Annotated in this window: 13 protein-coding genes; 10 read left to right on the top strand and 3 right to left on the bottom strand. The window is 65.2% G+C overall.

All coding sequences use genetic code 11. The features are described 5' to 3' along the window. The first annotated feature begins 17 nt into the window (after nt 1-17). The 4 genes from ACODSM_RS02885 to ACODSM_RS02900 all read left to right on the top strand — a co-directional run bounded on the left by ACODSM_RS02885 (nt 18) and on the right by ACODSM_RS02900 (nt 4,366). A complete protein-coding gene (locus ACODSM_RS02885; RefSeq protein ID WP_488804268.1) occupies nt 18-1,400 on the top strand; it encodes a phospholipase D family protein in 1,383 nt (460 codons plus the stop codon). A gap of 387 nt (nt 1,401-1,787) precedes the next feature. Beyond that, nucleotides 1,788-2,690 carry a glutathione-dependent disulfide-bond oxidoreductase gene (yghU, locus tag ACODSM_RS02890; RefSeq protein ID WP_488804269.1) on the top strand — a complete coding sequence of 301 codons (903 nt, stop codon included), beginning with the start codon at nt 1,788-1,790 and terminating at the stop codon, nt 2,688-2,690. Between the two features lie 20 nt (nt 2,691-2,710). After that, on the top strand, nt 2,711-3,343 hold the full coding sequence (locus ACODSM_RS02895) for a glutathione S-transferase family protein (RefSeq protein WP_488804270.1): 633 nt from the start codon (nt 2,711-2,713) through the stop codon (nt 3,341-3,343). Nucleotides 3,344-3,436: 93 nt separating this feature from the next. Continuing rightward, nucleotides 3,437-4,366 carry a LysR family transcriptional regulator gene (locus tag ACODSM_RS02900; protein ID WP_488804271.1) on the top strand — a complete coding sequence of 310 codons (930 nt, stop codon included), beginning with the start codon at nt 3,437-3,439 and terminating at the stop codon, nt 4,364-4,366. Between the two features lie 75 nt (nt 4,367-4,441). Here ACODSM_RS02900 and ACODSM_RS02905 read toward each other — a convergent pair whose 3' ends face one another. After that, nucleotides 4,442-5,656 carry a D-amino acid dehydrogenase gene (locus ACODSM_RS02905; protein ID WP_488804272.1) on the bottom strand — a complete coding sequence of 405 codons (1,215 nt, stop codon included), beginning with the start codon at nt 5,654-5,656 and terminating at the stop codon, nt 4,442-4,444. 358 nt (nt 5,657-6,014) lie between these two features. Between ACODSM_RS02905 and ACODSM_RS02910 the strand changes: the two genes are divergently transcribed. The 3 genes from ACODSM_RS02910 to ACODSM_RS02920 all read left to right on the top strand — a co-directional run bounded on the left by ACODSM_RS02910 (nt 6,015) and on the right by ACODSM_RS02920 (nt 8,841). Then, nucleotides 6,015-6,905 (top strand): amino acid ABC transporter substrate-binding protein, encoded by an 891-nt coding sequence (locus ACODSM_RS02910; protein ID WP_209817228.1) that lies wholly within the window; start codon nt 6,015-6,017, stop codon nt 6,903-6,905. Between the two features lie 11 nt (nt 6,906-6,916). Continuing rightward, nucleotides 6,917-7,729, top strand: a complete 813-nt coding sequence (locus tag ACODSM_RS02915; protein ID WP_488804273.1) for an aspartate/glutamate racemase family protein — start codon at nt 6,917-6,919, stop codon at nt 7,727-7,729. Between the two features lie 119 nt (nt 7,730-7,848). Further along, complete coding sequence (locus tag ACODSM_RS02920; protein ID WP_488804274.1) at nt 7,849-8,841, top strand: amino acid ABC transporter substrate-binding protein; 993 nt, start codon at nt 7,849-7,851, stop codon at nt 8,839-8,841. 21 nt (nt 8,842-8,862) lie between these two features. Here the strand turns inward: ACODSM_RS02920 and ACODSM_RS02925 are convergent, their stop codons facing one another. Beyond that, nucleotides 8,863-9,753, bottom strand: coding sequence for an NAD-dependent epimerase/dehydratase family protein (locus ACODSM_RS02925; RefSeq protein ID WP_488804275.1), 891 nt, complete (start codon nt 9,751-9,753; stop codon nt 8,863-8,865). Nucleotides 9,754-9,846: 93 nt separating this feature from the next. Next, a complete protein-coding gene (locus tag ACODSM_RS02930) occupies nt 9,847-12,237 on the bottom strand; it encodes a sensor domain-containing diguanylate cyclase (protein WP_488804276.1) in 2,391 nt (796 codons plus the stop codon). Nucleotides 12,238-12,496: 259 nt separating this feature from the next. Here ACODSM_RS02930 and ACODSM_RS02935 point away from each other — a divergent pair, with 259 nt between their 5' ends. The 3 genes from ACODSM_RS02935 (at nt 12,497) to arsA (ending at nt 16,261) form a co-directional block, all read left to right on the top strand. Next, a complete protein-coding gene (locus tag ACODSM_RS02935) occupies nt 12,497-13,393 on the top strand; it encodes a dienelactone hydrolase family protein (protein WP_488804277.1) in 897 nt (298 codons plus the stop codon). A gap of 126 nt (nt 13,394-13,519) precedes the next feature. Beyond that, complete coding sequence (locus ACODSM_RS02940) at nt 13,520-14,362, top strand: ZIP family metal transporter (protein WP_488804278.1); 843 nt, start codon at nt 13,520-13,522, stop codon at nt 14,360-14,362. 66 nt (nt 14,363-14,428) lie between these two features. Next, nucleotides 14,429-16,261, top strand: a complete 1,833-nt coding sequence (gene arsA, locus ACODSM_RS02945) for an arsenical pump-driving ATPase (RefSeq protein ID WP_488804279.1) — start codon at nt 14,429-14,431, stop codon at nt 16,259-16,261. Nucleotides 16,262-16,296: the final 35 nt, after the last annotated feature.

The raw sequence follows: 16,296 nt of genomic DNA on the forward strand, positions 1-16,296 counted from the left end.
TAAATATAGGGGACTCTATGAAGTTGGTGATGGGGGAGATAAATGGTGTGTGGATGCTCGACCTCATGAATGCAGCCACGTCTTCATGCGAGCGCGTGACAGCAACGGTGGCTTATGCCACGGGCAACTCCCCGTTCTTTGACCATTGTTTGGAGAACAAGCTGTTTCTAGATTTCTACGGTCTGCTGGACGAAGATCAAGCAGTGGCGATAGCAGTGATGGAAAAGCTGTTGAATGCAGGTCCGTTTTCCGCAAGGTGCTACTTGGTAAAAGGGCATTACCACCCTAAGGTCATCTGGTGGCACGGGTTCGGCGCATACATCGGCTCCGCCAACTTGACGCAAAGAGCTTGGTCAGCGAACGTGGAGTGCGGAGTCTTCTATGAGGACGAGGAGATATTGGGAACTCCGGTGCAACTTCAGTTAGAAATGTTGTTTGACAGGGTTCGTCAAATATCGAAACCGTTGGATGCAGAGCTGATTCGAGATCTCAAGCAAATCCAGGTTGCTTCCAACTCTGTGGACCGAGAGCATGCAAAGCTCAAGAGTAAATTTGATGAAGTGACGAAGAGATTTCCCGAGCATGGCGGTTTGACCTCTCCAAGCGCCAGCACCAAGCTCAGTCTGTTCGCACTTGAGTGGGAACATACTCTCGAGCTACTTCGTGGTTTGCGCCAAGAATTTATAGCTTTGAATCTGCGCCCGCATTGGGTTGCTGAAAATGCAAACGATACAGTGCACTTCGATCAGTTTCTTCATGCGTATTACTACGTCCGAGTCAGAGAGAAAGAAGATGAGGATGACTCTGCACGCAGCCATGAACGTGTGAACCGTTTTTTCGAAAAAAATCGAGTTGACAAAAAAGGGGCTTTGATAGAAGCGGCGAAGTGGTGGGCTTCGCTTGTTGAAGCGCCGCACGGGGAGGGAATTTTTATTGCCAATACCGCACCCAATATGCAGGACTTGTTTACAAAGGAGCGGATTGCAACTTGGACTTTCGAGGAGTTCAGGGATGCGATGATGGGCGTCAATGCCTTCAAAATGCATGCGCGCCAAGTCAAGAACAAGTTTTTCGGATTGCCTGAAGGCTACCGGGAAACTTTAGAACAACGGGCACATCGCTTGGCCAACTGGTTGTGGAATTTGGACCGTGGTGAAAAAAAATCGCTACGCGACATGTGGTCATTCCTTATTTGGGGGACCTCGCCAGCCAACATGACGGAACGCTTGTGGATCGTAACTAACGACGAGCAGTGGAACTTTCCGCGTCTGGGCCAAAGTTCGCTTGGCGAGGCCGTGGGTTGGGCTAGACCGAACGACTATCCACCTCGAAACAACCGTACAAATAAAGCATTGCGCGCTTTGGGACATGGAGATGTACGACAGTTTTCGTCAGACTGATCCGAATACCAAGCTAGATAAGTGGCTTATCCCGAACAGACTGCGAGGCATCTCGCAAGGAAGTGGGAGTGCCTTTCGTGTCACTTTGTCGTTAGGTGGATGACGACCTGTGTGCGGCGCTCATGTACAACACCTCGGAGGTCTAATGTTGAGCGTCCGCTTGCCATGTCTGAGTCAACTTTTTCGATGACAGCTGCCACCTGCATTGTGCGCTTCACAGACTACGAACGTGGATCACTCCAACGAATCGAGACTGGTCGTTCCTGCCCGACGGCAAGCCATTCGGCCAAATAGTCGGTCTAGCCCGGCAGCCTAGGATTTACCTCGCTAAGCTCATCAGACAACCAGCCATACAGCCATACCCTTCCAATTTGCTTGGAGCTCCAAATGCCCGACCCCACCCCCTACACCCCACCCGCCATCTGGCAATGGAACAAAGAAAACGGCGGCCAGTTCGCCAGCATTAACCGCCCCGTCGCCGGGGCCACGCACGATAAAGAGCTGCCCGTGGGCAAGCACCCGCTGCAGCTCTACTCGCTGGGCACGCCCAATGGCGTAAAAGTCACTGTCATGCTGGAAGAGCTGCTGGCGCTGGGCCACAGCGGGGCGGATTACGACGCGTGGCTGATTCGCATCAACGAGGGCGAGCAGTTTGGCAGCGGGTTTGTGTCTGTGAACCCCAACTCCAAGATCCCCGCGCTGCTGGACCGCACCGACCCCGCCCACCCGGTGCGGGTGTTCGAGTCCGGCGCCATCCTGATGTACCTGGCCGAGAAGTTCGGCAGCGCCTTTTTGCCCAAGGATGGCGCGGCGCGGGCGGAGTGCCTGTCGTGGTTGTTCTGGCAGATGGGCAGTGCGCCGTTTGTAGGCGGCGGGTTTGGGCATTTTTATGCCTACGCGCCGGTCAAGATCGAGTACGCCATTGACCGCTATGCCATGGAGGCCAAGCGCCAGTTAGATGTGCTGAACCAGCGCCTGGCCGTGACGGAGTACGTGGCGGGCGATGAATACACGGTGGCCGACATTGCGATCTGGCCCTGGTATGGCTTGCTGGTGAAAGGGCAGGCCTACAACGCAGGCGAGTTTTTGCAGGTGCACGAATACACGCATGTGGTGCGCTGGGCCGAGCAGGTGGCCAAGCGCCCGGCGGTGCAGCGGGGGCGCAAGGTGAACCGCGTGCAGGGCGACCCGGCCAGCCAGTTGCGCGAGCGGCATGACGCGAGCGACTTTGACACCAAGACGCAGGACAAGATCGAGGCAGCAGCAGCAACTTCTTCCCCCACACGCTGAGTTTTTTTCAAGGCCTCTCCATGATCACCCTATACGACTGCTCCACCGCCCCCAGCCCGCGCCGTGCGCGCATCCTGCTGGCAGAAAAGGGCGTGGCCCACGACACCGTGCAGGTGGACCTGCGCAGCGGCGAGCAACTGGGCGAGGCCTACCGCCAGATCAACCCACAGTGCACAGTACCTGCGCTGCGCGCCGAAGACGGCTTGCTGCTGACCGACAACGCGGCGATCACGGCCTATGTGGAGGCGCGCTACCCGCAGCCCGCACTGCTGGGCGAGACGCCCGCAGAAAAGGCCGAGATTGCGAGCTGGAACTGGCGCATGGAGTTCGAGGGCCTGCAGGCCATTGCCGAGGCGCTGCGCAACAGCGCGCCCGCCATGGCCAACCGGGCATTGCCTGGCGCGGTGGACTACCCGCAAATCCCGGCCCTGGCCGAGCGTGGGCTGGTGCGTGTGGGGCAGTTCTTTCAGCTGCTCAACGAACGCCTGGCGGGCCGCGACTTTGTTGCCACTGGCCGTTTCAGCGTGGCCGACATCACGGCCGTGGTGGCGGTGGATTTTGCGCGAGTGGTCAAGCACAAGCCCGGCGAGCAGCACCCGCACTTGCTGCGCTGGCGTGCAGCCATGGCGCAGCGGCCGTCGATGTCGCTCTGACCATCGCGCTGCTCTAGTGTGCTGTCCCCGTTGGGGTCGCAATGGGTGGATGCAAGGATTGCGCATCGGGCCTGTTCCTTGCATTGTTAGTTGATGCGCCTTCGCCACATAGAAGTTTTCAACGCCGTCATGCTCACCGGCAGCGTGAGCGCGGCGGCCCGCCTCATCAACGTCACGCAGCCTGCGGTCAGCCGCATCCTGGCGCATGCCGAATTGCAGCTGGGCTTTCCGCTGTTTCACCGGCTCAAGGGCAAGCTGGTGCCCACCACCGAGGCGCAGACGTTGTACCCGCACATCGAGCGCCTGTTCACCCAGTTGGATGATGTGCAGCGCCTGGCCAACAGCCTCAAGAGCGACCGGCGCGAAGGGGAGCTACACATCCTGAGCGTGCTGGCGCTGAGCTACGAGGTGCTGCCGCGTGCGTTGCGTTTTTTCAGGAAAAAGCACCCGGATGTGCAGGTGACCATCGACGCGCTGCACTCGCCCCAGATCGTCTCGGCCCTGGTTCTGCAGGAGGCGGATGTGGGCTTTGTGTTCAGCGCCATCGCCCACCCCGCGCTGACGCAGGAGCATCTGGCCGATGGGCGCATGGTGTGTGTGGCGCCCAAGGGCATGCTGGGTGCTGCGTTGGTGGCGGCCGGTGTGGTGCATCTGGCCGACCTGGCAGACACACCGGTGGTGCGGCTGGATGTGCGCGACCCCATCGGCACGGTGGTCAACCACGCGTGCCGCGAGGCGGGCGTGGGCCTGCAGACAGCGTTCACGGTGCAGACCTACCATGCGGCGCTGGCACTGGCACACCATGGTCACGCGGTGGCGCTGGTGGATGCCTGCACGGCGGCATCGGCCGACCCCAGCAAGGTGGATGTGCTGGCGCTCGCGCCGCACATTGCCGTGCCCATCAAGTCCCTGCGCACCGTGAACCGGCCCAGCTCACTGCTGGCCAGTGCCATGACGCAATGCATGCGCCAGGCGGTGGCAGAGACGCTGGAAGCGGTGGGCCTGCAGCCTGAGGTGGAATGAACGCTCGCCCCGCCGAGGCGGGCGGCACCTTAGGTTGCTATAGAGCGCTGGAGCGCGGTTGTGAGTCCGATGGGATTAGGCGGGTGCCAGCAGCTCGGCCACCTGTGCCGCCGTGCCAAACGACAGCGTGAACCCCAAAGACCCATGGCCTGTGTTCAGCAATAGGTTGTCGGGCGCGTCCGCCCTCCGGCCCACCACCGGGAGCCCGGTGGGCGTGGCGGGGCGCATGCCGGTCCAGGCATGCAGCTCCCCGCCTTGATGGCAGTGGGGGAAGACGGCGCGTGTGGCGTCGCGCAGGCTCTGGATGCGCGCGGCAGGTATGCGGGCATCGTGCCCTACCAGTTCGGCCATGCCCGCCACCCGCAGGCGCTGGCCGATGCGCGCAAACACCACCTTGCGTGCAGCGTCGGTCACATTGACGCGAGGCGCAGCCGATGGCGCCGGGCTGGTATCGAGTGTGATGCTATAGCCCTTGAGGGGGTACACGGGCAGGCGAAAGCCTAGCGTCTGCGTCACCTGGTGGCTGCGGCTGCCCAGGGCCAGCACAAACTGCTGCGCCTCGATGGCGCCTGCACTGGTCCGCACCGCAGCAATGCGCGAGCCCCTGCGCACAAAGCCCTGAACTGTGGCACCCAGTACAAAGCGCACGCCCCGTGCGGCCAGCACGGCCTGCAAGCCTTGGCAGACCATAAGGCAGTCGGCAGCGCATTCGCTGGGGGTGTAGATGGCTCCGGCAATGCGCGGCTGGTAGTGCTGCAGTGCGGGCTCGATCTCTGCGCAGCGCTGTGCTGACACCGCCTGTTGTTCGCAGCCCCACTGGCGCTGCAGGTCCATCTGACGTTGCGCAGCGGCCAGGCCGGTGGCGGTGTCGTACAGCACCAGCTTGCCGGTGCGGGAGAAGTCGCAGTCCAGAGTTTCTGCCCGCAGCATGGCCTCGAAGTGGTGGCGGCTCAGGGCGGCCAGCGCCAGCAGCTGCGCGGTGCTGCGTTCAGAGGTGGGTCGGTTGCAGGCGCGCAGAAACTCCAGCCCCCAGCGCCACTGGTGGGTGTCCCACTGCAGGCGCAGCTTGAGCGGCGAGCTGGGCGACAGCAGCAGCCGAGGCAGCTGCCGCCAGATGCTGGCGTCTGCCAGTGGCTGCACATAGCTGTAGCTCAGCTGCGCGCCATTGCCACCGCTGGCGCCCGTGCCGGGCCGCGCCTGGTCGATGACGGTGACCTGCAGGCCGCGCTGTTGAAGTTCATACGCCGTGGCCAGGCCGACGATGCCTGCGCCCAATACACATACCTGCATCGGAGAGAGTGAAACGGTTGGAGGAGGTGCCAACGAATGTAGGGGGCGATGCACCTGCTGAACAATGCCAAAGCAGTGCCTTGCCATGCCGGGAAGTTATGCGCATGTCGGCGCCTGACGCGTCCAGCCAAGCATGTGGAGGTGGAGTGGGGGCTGCCGACGCCATGGTTCAAAAAGAGGGCGAGGCGGTCCACGATGGTGCATGGATGCGCACCGAAACAGAGCCATAACTTTTCATCATGGTGGACACGTGCAAATGAATTGTTCAAGACCGCCGCAAATTTTTACAGTGCCCCTGCGTCCTGTTTTCTCGTCTGTCCGACTGTCTGTTCACCTGTTTTTTTGCAAAGGGATTCCCATGAAGCTCTCCGCTGTCACCGCTGCCGTCCTCGTGGTCGCCGGTGTGCTGGCCAGTACCGTGGCCAGTGCCGACACCCTCAAGAAGATTGCCGACACCGGCAAGATCACGCTGGCCTACCGCGAGTCGTCCGTGCCCTTCAGCTACCTAGCGGGCCCGGGCAACCCGGTGGGCATGTCGGTGGACATCTCCAACGCCGTCGTCGATGCGGTGAAGAAGCGCCTGAACAACCCCGCCATCAAGGTGGAGCTGCAGGCCGTGACTTCGCAAAACCGCATTCCGCTGCTGACCAACGGCACCGTGGACCTGGAGTGCGGATCGACCACCAACAACACGGCGCGCGGCAAGGACGTGCAATTTGCCATCAACTATTTCTACACCGGCACCCGGCTGCTGACCAAGAAGGCCTCGGGCGTCAAGAACTACGCCGACCTTGCCAAGAAAAAGGTGGCCAGTACCTCGGGCACCACCAACGCGCAGGTGATCCGCAAGTACAACCGCGACAACAACCTGGACATGGACATCGTGCTGGGCAAGGACCACGAGGACTCGCTGCTGCTGGTGGACACCGGCCGTGCAGAGGCCTTTGCCATGGACGACATCCTGCTGTTTGGATTGATGGGCAACACGCGCAACCCGGCCGACTGGGTGGTGGTGGGCGACTCGCTGCAGGTGGAGCCCTATGCGTGCATGCTGCGCAAGGACGACCCGCAATTCCAGGCGCTGGTCAACGGCGTGATCGGCGGGATGATGAAGTCGGGCGAGTTCGAGAAGCTCTACACCAAGTGGTTCATGTCGCCCGTGCCCCCGCGCGGCCAGAACCTCAACCTGCCCATGAGCAAGGAGCTGCGCGACAACCTGGTGGCCCAGAGCGATAAGCCTGCGCTGTGATGAGCGTGAGCATGTTGCCGTCCCCCCCGCACCCCCAGGCCCCGCAGGTGGTGGGCATTTTGGGCGGCATGGGGCCTGCTGCAGGTGCTGACTTTGTGCGTCTGTTCGTGCAGGCCTGCACCGACCGCATGGCGGCGCTGGGCATCCCCGTGCACGATCAGGCTTACCCTGAGCACTGGCTGGCACAGGTACCCATCCCCGACCGCACTGCCGCTCTGCACGACACGCGGCCCGGTGCCCACCAGCCTGCGGACCCCATGCTGCAGGCCACGGGTCGCCTGGCGGCGCTGGGCGCGCGCGTGGTGGCCATTGCCTGCAACACGGCCCATGCCTGGCATGGTTTGCTGCAGCAGCGCTTCCCGCAGTTGGTGGTGCTGCATGGGGTGCAGGAAGTGGCGGCCGACCTGGCGCTGCGCAAGGTGCACGGCGTGGGCCTGCTCGCCACGCAAGGCGCGTACGAGGCGGGCTTGTACCAGCGCGAACTGGAGCACCGCGACATCGACTGCTTTGTGCCCGAACCGCGCGAACGTGACCAGTTAATGCAGGGCATCTATGACGGCGTGAAGGCCGGCAACTACGCACTGGCCCGCCAGCGGTTTGAGGCGGTGTCGCTGGTGTTGCAACAGCGCTATGGGATCTCCACGCTCATCATGGGTTGCACCGAGATTCCGCTGGCACTGTCGGAGCATTCCCGGCTGGAGGGGCTGACGCTGGTCAACCCGTCTCTGGTGCTGGCGGCCGCCTTGGCGCGGCATGCGTACGGGTCCATGGGCGCGGGAGTGTCACCCACCGCTGTGTCCTCCACCCCGCGGGCGTTGGTGTAGCGGCTTCGCGCCGTTGCGCTGCAGACCGGTAGCGCTGTCGCGCCTGCCGGGCCTGATGCAAAGGGCAAACAAAGGCCACTTCGACGGCGGCAGTCACACAGATTGAGGAGATGTAAGCCATGGGCTTTGGAGCAACCCTACCGAGGCGGGGACTGGTGTGTGCGCTGATCGCCTGTGCCATGGGGCCCATGGCGGGCGCCATGGCGCAGAGCAGTGGTGCGGCAGCTAGCCCATCGTTACTGCCCAAGGCAGGCGCGTCTGCCACCGTCGCTGCGCTCTCTGCCCTGCCGCCGGGCAGGACGCTACAGCGCATCCAGGCCTCCGGGGTGGTGGTCATCGGCCACCGCGAGTCCTCTTTGCCCATGTCTTACGTGGCCAACGGGGTGCCCATGGGCTACAGCGTGGATGTGTGCCTGCAGATTGCGCAGGCCATCGGGCGCCATCTGCAGCGGCGGGATTTGCGGGTGGACTTCCGGCAGGTCACGTCGGGCAACCGCTTTGAGGCCATCGAGCGCGGCGAGGTGGACCTGGAATGCGGCTCCACCACCAACACGGCCGCGCGCAGGCAGCGGGTGGCTTTCACCATAGCGCACTTCATTGCGTCGTCGCGCATCGTGGTGCAGAGCCAGCGCCCCTACGAGCGCATTGAAGACCTGGACGGCAAGACCGTGGCCTCGACGGTGGGCACCACCAACATCGATTCGCTGGCACGCGAGGCCGCCAACAAATCGGTGCGCCTGCGCATCGAGCCCACCCGGGACCATGCCGAGGGCTTTGGCTGGGTGGTGGATGGCAAGGTAGACGGCTTCGCGATGGACGATGTGCTGCTCTATGGCCTGCGTGCCAGCCATGCGCGTCCACAAGATCTGAAGGTGATTGGCAAGCCCATGACCATCGAGCCCTATGCGGTGGCGTTTGAGCGCAACGACCCAGCACTCAAGGCCGTGGTCGACGCCGAGCTGCGGCGGCTCATCCAGACGCGGGAGCTGCACCGCCTGTACGACAAGTGGTTCACCCAGCCTATTCCGCCCCACGGCATCAACCTGGGCATGCGCATGTCGCACCTGCTGGTGGATTCGCTGCGGTATCCGTCGGACTACGTGCCCCAGTGACGAGGGCCCAGGCTGTGCGCGTCACCGCCAGGCAGTCGCCACCAGCTGGCTGTAGTGCACTGCCTTGCGGCCCAGCAGCTGTTCGAACAACGCAGGGTTGCCCACGTTGTCGCTACCCAGCATGGTCAGGGTTTCGGTGCACCAGGGCACGCTGGGCACGGCATCGCCCAGGCGGGCACTCAGCTGGGTGAGCGGGTCGGGCAGGCGCAGCACATGCGCCTTGCCATGGCCCAGTTGCTGGCGCAGGCTGGAAATGAAGTCGCCCATGGTCAGGGCCTCGGGGCCAGCGCACTCGACGATGCCCTGCGTGGCGATGGCTGGGCCCAGCAGGGCAACGATGGCGGCAGCCAGGTCGTGCACCGACACGGGCTGCACCCGCGCTGTGAGCATGGGGCCGGGGAACAGTGCCACCGGCAGGCGGGCCAGGTTCATGAACAGCGCGCTGCTGTCACCGCCTTTGCCAAACACCACACTGGGGCGCAGGATGGCCGGGTGCAATGCCCCTCGTTGGGCCAGCGCCAGCAGGTGCGCGTCTGCTGCGCGTTTGGTGGTGGCGTAGCGGGTGGCGCTGCCTTCAATGCCCAGTGCCGAGACGTGCACAACCCGCCGTACGCCCGCCTTGGCGCAGGCGTCAAACAGCGCGACCGGCGTGTGCTGGTGCACGGCATCAATCGGGCGCGCACGGCTGTCGCGCAGCACCCCCACGGCGTTGACCACGGCATCGATACCCGCAAGGCGCGGTAGCCAGGCCTGGGCCGAGGTGTCCCGCGCAAAGTCCATGGGCACCGGCAAGGCGCCGGGTGACCGGTGGCGGGGCGATACGCCGCCATGCACCTGGTGTCCTGCCCGGGTGAGTGCGGCAGCCACGGTGCGGCCCACAAAACCCGTGGAGCCGGTGAGCAAAATGTTCATCAGCGTTGTCCTGCGAAGAAGGTGAAGCGTGTAAAAAACCGACGGCCCGGCGCGGACCCGCTCAGTCCGTCGCTACCCCCGTAGGCAACACGGTCACTGCGGAGGCGTGAAGACCTCGAAGCGGTTGCGCCCCCCGTACTTGGCGCGGTACAGGGCCGCATCGGCCGCGTGCACGAGTGTGTCAGAACTGGTGCCAGGGCGTGGCACCAGGCTGGCAATGCCCATGCTCGCCGTGATGTAGGGTGCCGTGGGGGAGCGGGGGTGGGCCAGGGCCGACTCGCGCAGGCTGGCCATGCAGCGCTCTGCCACCGTCACGGCCTCGGGCAGGGGCACATCGGGCAGCAGCAGAACAAACTCCTCGCCGCCGTAGCGCGCGGCCACCTCGTCGGCCCGGCGGATAGTGCCCTGCAGCAGCTGCGCCACGCGGCGCAGGCATTCGTCACCGGCCAGATGGCCGTAGTGGTCGTTGTAGAGCTTGAAGTGGTCGATGTCGATCAGGATCACGGCCAGCGGCAGCTGGTGCCGCCCGCAGCGCATCCATTCGGTGGCCAGCCGCTCGTCAAAGCGCCGGCGGTTGCCAATGCCCGTCACGCCGTCGGTGGTGGACAGCAGGGCCAGCTTGGCGTTGGCGGCGGCCAGTTCCTGTTCCTTGCGCACCAGTTGCGTGACGTCGGTGCGCACACCGGCGATGCCGCCCTGGGGGGTGCGCCGCTCGTCGGCCTGCAGCCAGCGGCCCTCGGGCAGGCGCTGCAGCACGGCATGGTTGGCCGCACGGTGGTCGGCCATGCGCTGGGCGAGCCAGGCTTCTTCGTTGCCAACGGCATCGGGGTACTGGCCGCGCTCCGCGCCGTAGCGTGCGATCTGTTCAAACGTGCTGCCGGGCACGATCATGGGGGCCGAGATGGGGTACAGGCGCCGGTACTGGGCGTTGCACACCACGAGCTTGTCTTCCGCATCGAACAGGGCAAACCCTTCGGGTAGCGACTCCACGGCGTCCTGCAGCAGCTGGCGCGCCTGCTGCGCGGCCTGTTGGGCGGCCTCCAGGGCCTGGCGTTGCTCGATGAGGTTGGTGATGTCCAGCCGCACGGCCACCACGTAGTTCTCGGGCGTGCGGGTTTCGTAGATGTTGATCCAGCGGCCGTCGCTCAGGCGCTGCACCAGGGTGGACGTGCTGCTGCCATGCTCCGACAGGCGCTCTGCGATCCAGGCCTCTTCGCGTCCCTTGGCCGACGGGATCAGGCCGCGCGAGACCGAATAGCGCAGGATGTCCACAAACCCCTTGCCCAGGTGCTCGGCATAGTCGATGTAGGGGTACATGCGGGACAGCTGCTGGTTGTAGAGCACCAGCCGGTCCTGCTCGTCGAAGATCTCGATGCCCACGGGCAGAGCCTCCACTGCGCGCTCCAGCAGCTGGCGCATGCGCTGGCTTTCCTGGCGGGCGGCCTCGACCTTCTGGCGCTGTTCGATCAGGTCGCTGATGTCCAGGCGCACGCACACCGTCATGCCGGACGGGGTGCGGCATTCGTGCATGTGCATCCACGTGCCGTTGGGGTAGTGGCGCACCTCGGGGCCAGGCCGGTGGCCCCGGATGGCCAGCTCGTGGGCCAGCCACAGTTCTTCCTGGCCCTTGGCTTCTTCGGGGATGCCGTAGCGCAGGCCTTCGCGCAGCAGTTCTTCGTAGGTCTTGCCCAGGGACTCCGCCACGGGCAGGTGCGGACGCAGGCGCGCCATCTGGTCATTGCACAGCACCAGCCGGTCTTGTTCGTCGTAGATGTCCAGCCCGGCGGGCATGGCGTTGACGGCTTCGCGCAGGCTGCGCTCGGCACGTTCGGCGTCGTGCAGGGCCTGCTTGAGCGCACGCTCCTTGTGCACCGCGTCCGTGATGTCGGAGCGCAGCACCACCATGCCGCCCCCCTCTTGCAGGCGCTCGGTGATGAGCATCCAGCGGTCGCCCTCGACCTCCTGCACCTCGGGCTGGCCGGGGGCGCGGTGGCGGGCCATGCGGTCGGCCAGCCAGGCGTTGGTGTCCTGTCGTGCGCCCACGATGTGGCCGGACTCGGCCGCCCGGCGCAGCACATCTTCAAAGCGGGTGCCGTACTCGACGGCCATCATGGTGCCGGGGCTGACTTCCCGGTACCGGGGATTGCATAGCACCAGGCGGTCGTCGGCGTCGTAGATGGCCAGGCCGTCGGGCAGGATGTCCAGCGTGGCGCAGAGTTGGTTGGTGGCCCGCTGCGCGGCGTCCTGGGCGGCGCTGGCGGTGGCATGCAGGGCCACCAGCCGCAGGCTGAGCCACCAGCACAGCACGGCGCTGGCCACCAGCCCCAGCCCGGCGCCCACGCTGGCCAGGCGCATGGCGGGGTCCATGCTCTGGCGGGCCAGGGCCCAGGTCAGCAGCCCCAGGCCCCCGGCGCCACAAATCCCGGCCACCAGCCGGACCAGCAGCTGTCCGCGCAGGGGGAGGGGGGTGGGGTGAGGGGGCATGCGCTGGGGCCGTTGCGAGGGTCTGCGGAAAGTGGTCGGGCGGGTGGGGTGAGAAAAAAATCAACAATAAAGGGATGGGCGAGCAGACGTCCGGGTGGTGGCGGTCCGTGGACGCAGGCCCCTGACGAAGGTGCTCGCAGAAAGTCTAGCAGCGCTCCCCGTTTTCCGGTATCCGAAAATGCGGAGGCGGTGCAAACCCCATAGACTCCGGGGCTGGCACTTTTCACCCCTTGCCCATCCCTTCTTTTGGAGAAAACCGATGTTCAATGACGACCTCCATGCTGACGCCCAAGCGCTGTTGCCCGGCCGCACCACCGAAGCGGGCGCCACGCGCCGCACTGCGCTGCAGGCAGCGCTGGGCCTGGGTTATGCGGCCGCAGCCGCGCCCATCATGGCGCAGACGGCCATTGCCACGCCGGCAGACGGCCTGACGGTGGGGGAGGTGAGCTTCACGGTCAACGGTTTCAAGGTGCCCGCCTACCGCGCGGCGCCCGCAGGCAAGACCGGCCTGCCCGTGGTGCTGGTGATTCAGGAGATTTTTGGTGTGCACGAGTACATCGCCGACACCTGCCGCCGTTTTGCCAAGGCGGGTTACCTGGCCATTGCGCCCCAGCTGTACGCGCGCCAGGGCGACGCCTCTGCCTACACTGACATCGCCAAGCTGATGGCCGAAGTGGTGTCCAAGGTGCCCGATGCCCAGGTGATGGCCGACCTGGATGGCGCCGTGGCGTGGGCCACCGCCAATGGGGGCGATGGCGCCCGGGTGGGGATCACCGGCTTTTGCTGGGGCGGCCGCATCACCTGGCTGTATGCCGCCCATGGCCCCGTCAAGGCTGGCGTGGCGTGGTATGGACGGCTGGTAGGCCAGCCCAGCGAACTCACCCCCAAGCACCCTGTGGACCTTGCGCCTATTCTCAAGGCGCCGGTGCTTGGTCTGTATGGTGAAAAAGACACCGGCATCCCCCTTGACACGGTTGATAAGATGAAAGCGGCCTTGTCCAGCGGCTCGCCGCAGGCCAAGGCGTCGGAATTTGTGGTGTACCCCGATGCACCGCACGCCTTCCATGCCGACTACCGCGCCAGCTACCGCAAGGAAGCGGCCGAAGACGGCTGGAAGCGTGCGCTGGCCTGGTTCAAGACGCACGGTGTGATTTGATGCACAAACCCCCGGCCCACCAGGCCACCCACAGCCGCCCCACACCCGGGGCGGCTTTTTTCATCTTGCATCGGGCGTGCAGAGCTTGAACAGGTTTTAAGGCATACAGATAAAGCGCAACAAGCTATGACATTGGTAGCAATCATTCTGGCCACCCTGGCCGCTGGTATCGGCAGCGTGTGGCTGGCCGCCTTGCTCATGCGGCTGGGTCTGGGCGGGCGGGGCGATAGCGTGGGCCCGCAGCACCTGCTGAGCCTGGCGGCGGGCGCCCTGCTGGCCACGGCCTTCATGCACCTGCTGCCCGAGGCGTTCGAGAGCCAAGCCGGTGCTCACGACCTGTTTGCCACCCTGCTGGTGGGTGTGGTGTTCTTCTTCCTGCTCGACAAGGCCGAGCTGTGGCACCACGGGCACGAGCACAGCCATGCAGAAACCGCAGCGCACGGCCACGCCCCGCACAACCACGGTCACGCGCATGACCACAGCCATGGCCATGCCCACCACCATCACCACGGCCCCCGTTCGGGCGGCTGGGCGGTGCTGACGGGCGACAGCGTGCATTGTTTTGGCGACGGCATCCTGATCGCGTCCGCCTTCATGGCCGACATCCGCCTGGGCGTGATCGCCGCGGTGTCGGTGCTGGCGCACGAGGTGCCGCACCACATGGGCGACCTGGTGGTGCTGCGCCAAACCAGCCCCAACCGCCGCATGGCGCTGGTGAAGGTGTCGCTGGCTGGCGCCGTGACGGCGCTGGGCGGCGTGGTGGGCTACTTTCTGGTGGGGCAGCTGCAAGACTTTTTGCCCTACTTCCTGGCCGTGGCATCGAGCAGCTTTGTGTACGTGGCGCTGGCCGATTTGATCCCCCAGCTGCAAAAGCGCCTCACGGCCAGGGAGACCATTGCGCAGATTGCCTGGCTGATCGCGGGCATGGTGATCGTGACGTTGGTGAGCGGGGCGGCGCACGCGCATTGATGTGCTGGGAGGTGAGGCCTTGACTTTGCTCAAGGCCGTACCAGGCGGTTATGCCATGCTGGACGCATGACCGCTCCACACGCCAGCACCGTCTCCCTGGGCCTGCTCGCCCAGCCCACGCGTTTTCTGTTCTTCACCGGCAAGGGCGGAGTGGGCAAAACCTCGCTGTCCACCGCCACGGCCATTTCCCTGGCGGATGCCGGGCGGCAGGTGCTGCTGGTCAGCACCGATGCGGCCTCCAATCTGGATGAAATGCTGGGCGTGCCGCTGTCCAACCAGCCGGTAGCCGTGCCGGGCGTGCCGGGGCTGCACATGCTCAACATCGACCCCGACACGGCGGCCGAAGCCTACCGCCAGCGCGTGCTGGCGCAGCTGGAGGCCACGGCCACCAGCGAAGAGCGCGCCACCGTGCGCGAGCAGCTCTCGGGTGCCTGCACCACCGAGATCGCGGCGTTCGACGAATTCGCAGCCTTGCTGGCCAGCGAAGGCGATGCGCTGGGCCGCCAGTTCGACCATGTGGTGTTCGACACCGCACCCACCGGCCACACCCTGCGCCTGCTGAGCCTGCCCAAGGCCTGGACCGGATTTTTGGCGGGCAATGACCGGGGGGCGTCGTGCCTGGGCCCGCACTCGGGCCTCAAGATGCAGGAGGCCCGCTTCAACGCTGCCTTGGCCGCACTGAGCGACTCGGCGCTGACCACCGTGGTGCTGGTCACTCGCCCCGACCCCCGCCCCATGCAGGAGGCCGCGCGCACCGCGCTGGAGCTACGCGCCCTGGGCCTGGCCCACCAGCGCCTGGCCATCAACGGCGTGTTCCATGCCAGCCAGCCGGGGCAGGATGCGGTGGCCGACGCCATAGAGGCCTTGGGCCGCCAGGCCCTGGAGCAGATGCCAGATGCGCTGGCGCAACTGCCGCGCGACGAGGTGCCGCTGCGCGCCTTTGACACGGTGGGCCTGCCCGCGCTGAGGGCCTTGCTGGGCGGCGGCGACGTGCCTTCCAGTGCGCACAGCGCCACCGCAGCAGCGCCCTTGCAGGCCGAGCCGCTCGCAGCCCTGGCCGACGCGCTGGCCGCCAAGGGCCACGGCCTGATCATGGTGATGGGCAAGGGCGGCGTGGGCAAAACCACCATTGCCGCCGCGCTGGCCGTGGGGCTGGTGCAGCGTGGGCACAGCGTGCACCTCACCACCACCGATCCGGCGGCCCATGTGCAGAGCCAGCTGGACGGCAGCCTGCCGGGCTTGAAGGTGGGGCGCATCGACCCGCACGCCGAGACCCAGGCCTACATCGACAAGATCATGGCCACGCGCGGCAAGGCGCTGGACGACGCAGGCCGGGCCCTGCTGCTGGAAGACCTGCAGTCACCCTGCACCGAAGAGGTGGCCGTGTTCCATGCCTTCAGCCGCGTGGTGAACGAGGCCCGCAGTGCCTTTGTGGTGCTGGACACGGCCCCCACCGGCCACAGCCTGCTGCTGATGGACGCAACTGGCGCCTACCACCGGCAGATGACGCAGCAGTACGAAGGCAGCGCGAACGCCAAACACATCATCACGCCGCTGATGCGCCTGCAGGACGCGGACATGACCCACGTGGTCATCGTCACGCTGCCCGAGGTCACGCCCGTGAGCCAGGCCGCTGCGCTGCAAGACGACCTGCGCCGCGCCCGCATCGAGCCCTGGGCCTGGGTCATCAACAAAAGCGTTGCCGCTACGGGCACCAGCGACCCGCTGCTACAGGCCCGGCTGGCGGGCGAGCAACAGCAGACGGCACGCATTGCCAGCGGCCTGGCGCAGCGTACCTACGTGCTGCCCTGGCTGGCGACCCCGCCGGTGGGGGTGGATGCGTTAGGGCGGCTGGTGGCTGAGCCTTCTGCAGCATCAGAAGGTTTGCTATCTCATTGATAGCTGCTCAGGCATATGGAACTAGCGCTATCGGC

The organism is Acidovorax sp. FG42, assembly GCF_057809195.1.

Bases quoted from the DNA above. Each gene is read 5' to 3' on its own strand.
- ACODSM_RS02920 (WP_488804274.1), top strand. From the start codon at position 7,849: ATGGGCTTTGGAGCAACCCTACCGAGGCGGGGACTGGTGTGTGCGCTG.
- arsA (WP_488804279.1), top strand. From the start codon at position 14,429: ATGACCGCTCCACACGCCAGCACCGTCTCCCTGGGCCTGCTCGCCCAG.
- ACODSM_RS02930 (WP_488804276.1), bottom strand. From the start codon at position 12,237: ATGCCCCCTCACCCCACCCCCCTCCCCCTGCGCGGACAGCTGCTGGTC.
- ACODSM_RS02940 (WP_488804278.1), top strand. From the start codon at position 13,520: ATGACATTGGTAGCAATCATTCTGGCCACCCTGGCCGCTGGTATCGGC.
- ACODSM_RS02900 (WP_488804271.1), top strand. From the start codon at position 3,437: ATGCGCCTTCGCCACATAGAAGTTTTCAACGCCGTCATGCTCACCGGC.
- ACODSM_RS02895 (WP_488804270.1), top strand. From the start codon at position 2,711: ATGATCACCCTATACGACTGCTCCACCGCCCCCAGCCCGCGCCGTGCG.
- ACODSM_RS02935 (WP_488804277.1), top strand. From the start codon at position 12,497: ATGTTCAATGACGACCTCCATGCTGACGCCCAAGCGCTGTTGCCCGGC.
- ACODSM_RS02910 (WP_209817228.1), top strand. From the start codon at position 6,015: ATGAAGCTCTCCGCTGTCACCGCTGCCGTCCTCGTGGTCGCCGGTGTG.
- ACODSM_RS02915 (WP_488804273.1), top strand. From the start codon at position 6,917: ATGTTGCCGTCCCCCCCGCACCCCCAGGCCCCGCAGGTGGTGGGCATT.
- ACODSM_RS02905 (WP_488804272.1), bottom strand. From the start codon at position 5,656: ATGCAGGTATGTGTATTGGGCGCAGGCATCGTCGGCCTGGCCACGGCG.
- ACODSM_RS02925 (WP_488804275.1), bottom strand. From the start codon at position 9,753: ATGAACATTTTGCTCACCGGCTCCACGGGTTTTGTGGGCCGCACCGTG.
- yghU (WP_488804269.1), top strand. From the start codon at position 1,788: ATGCCCGACCCCACCCCCTACACCCCACCCGCCATCTGGCAATGGAAC.
- ACODSM_RS02885 (WP_488804268.1), top strand. From the start codon at position 18: ATGAAGTTGGTGATGGGGGAGATAAATGGTGTGTGGATGCTCGACCTC.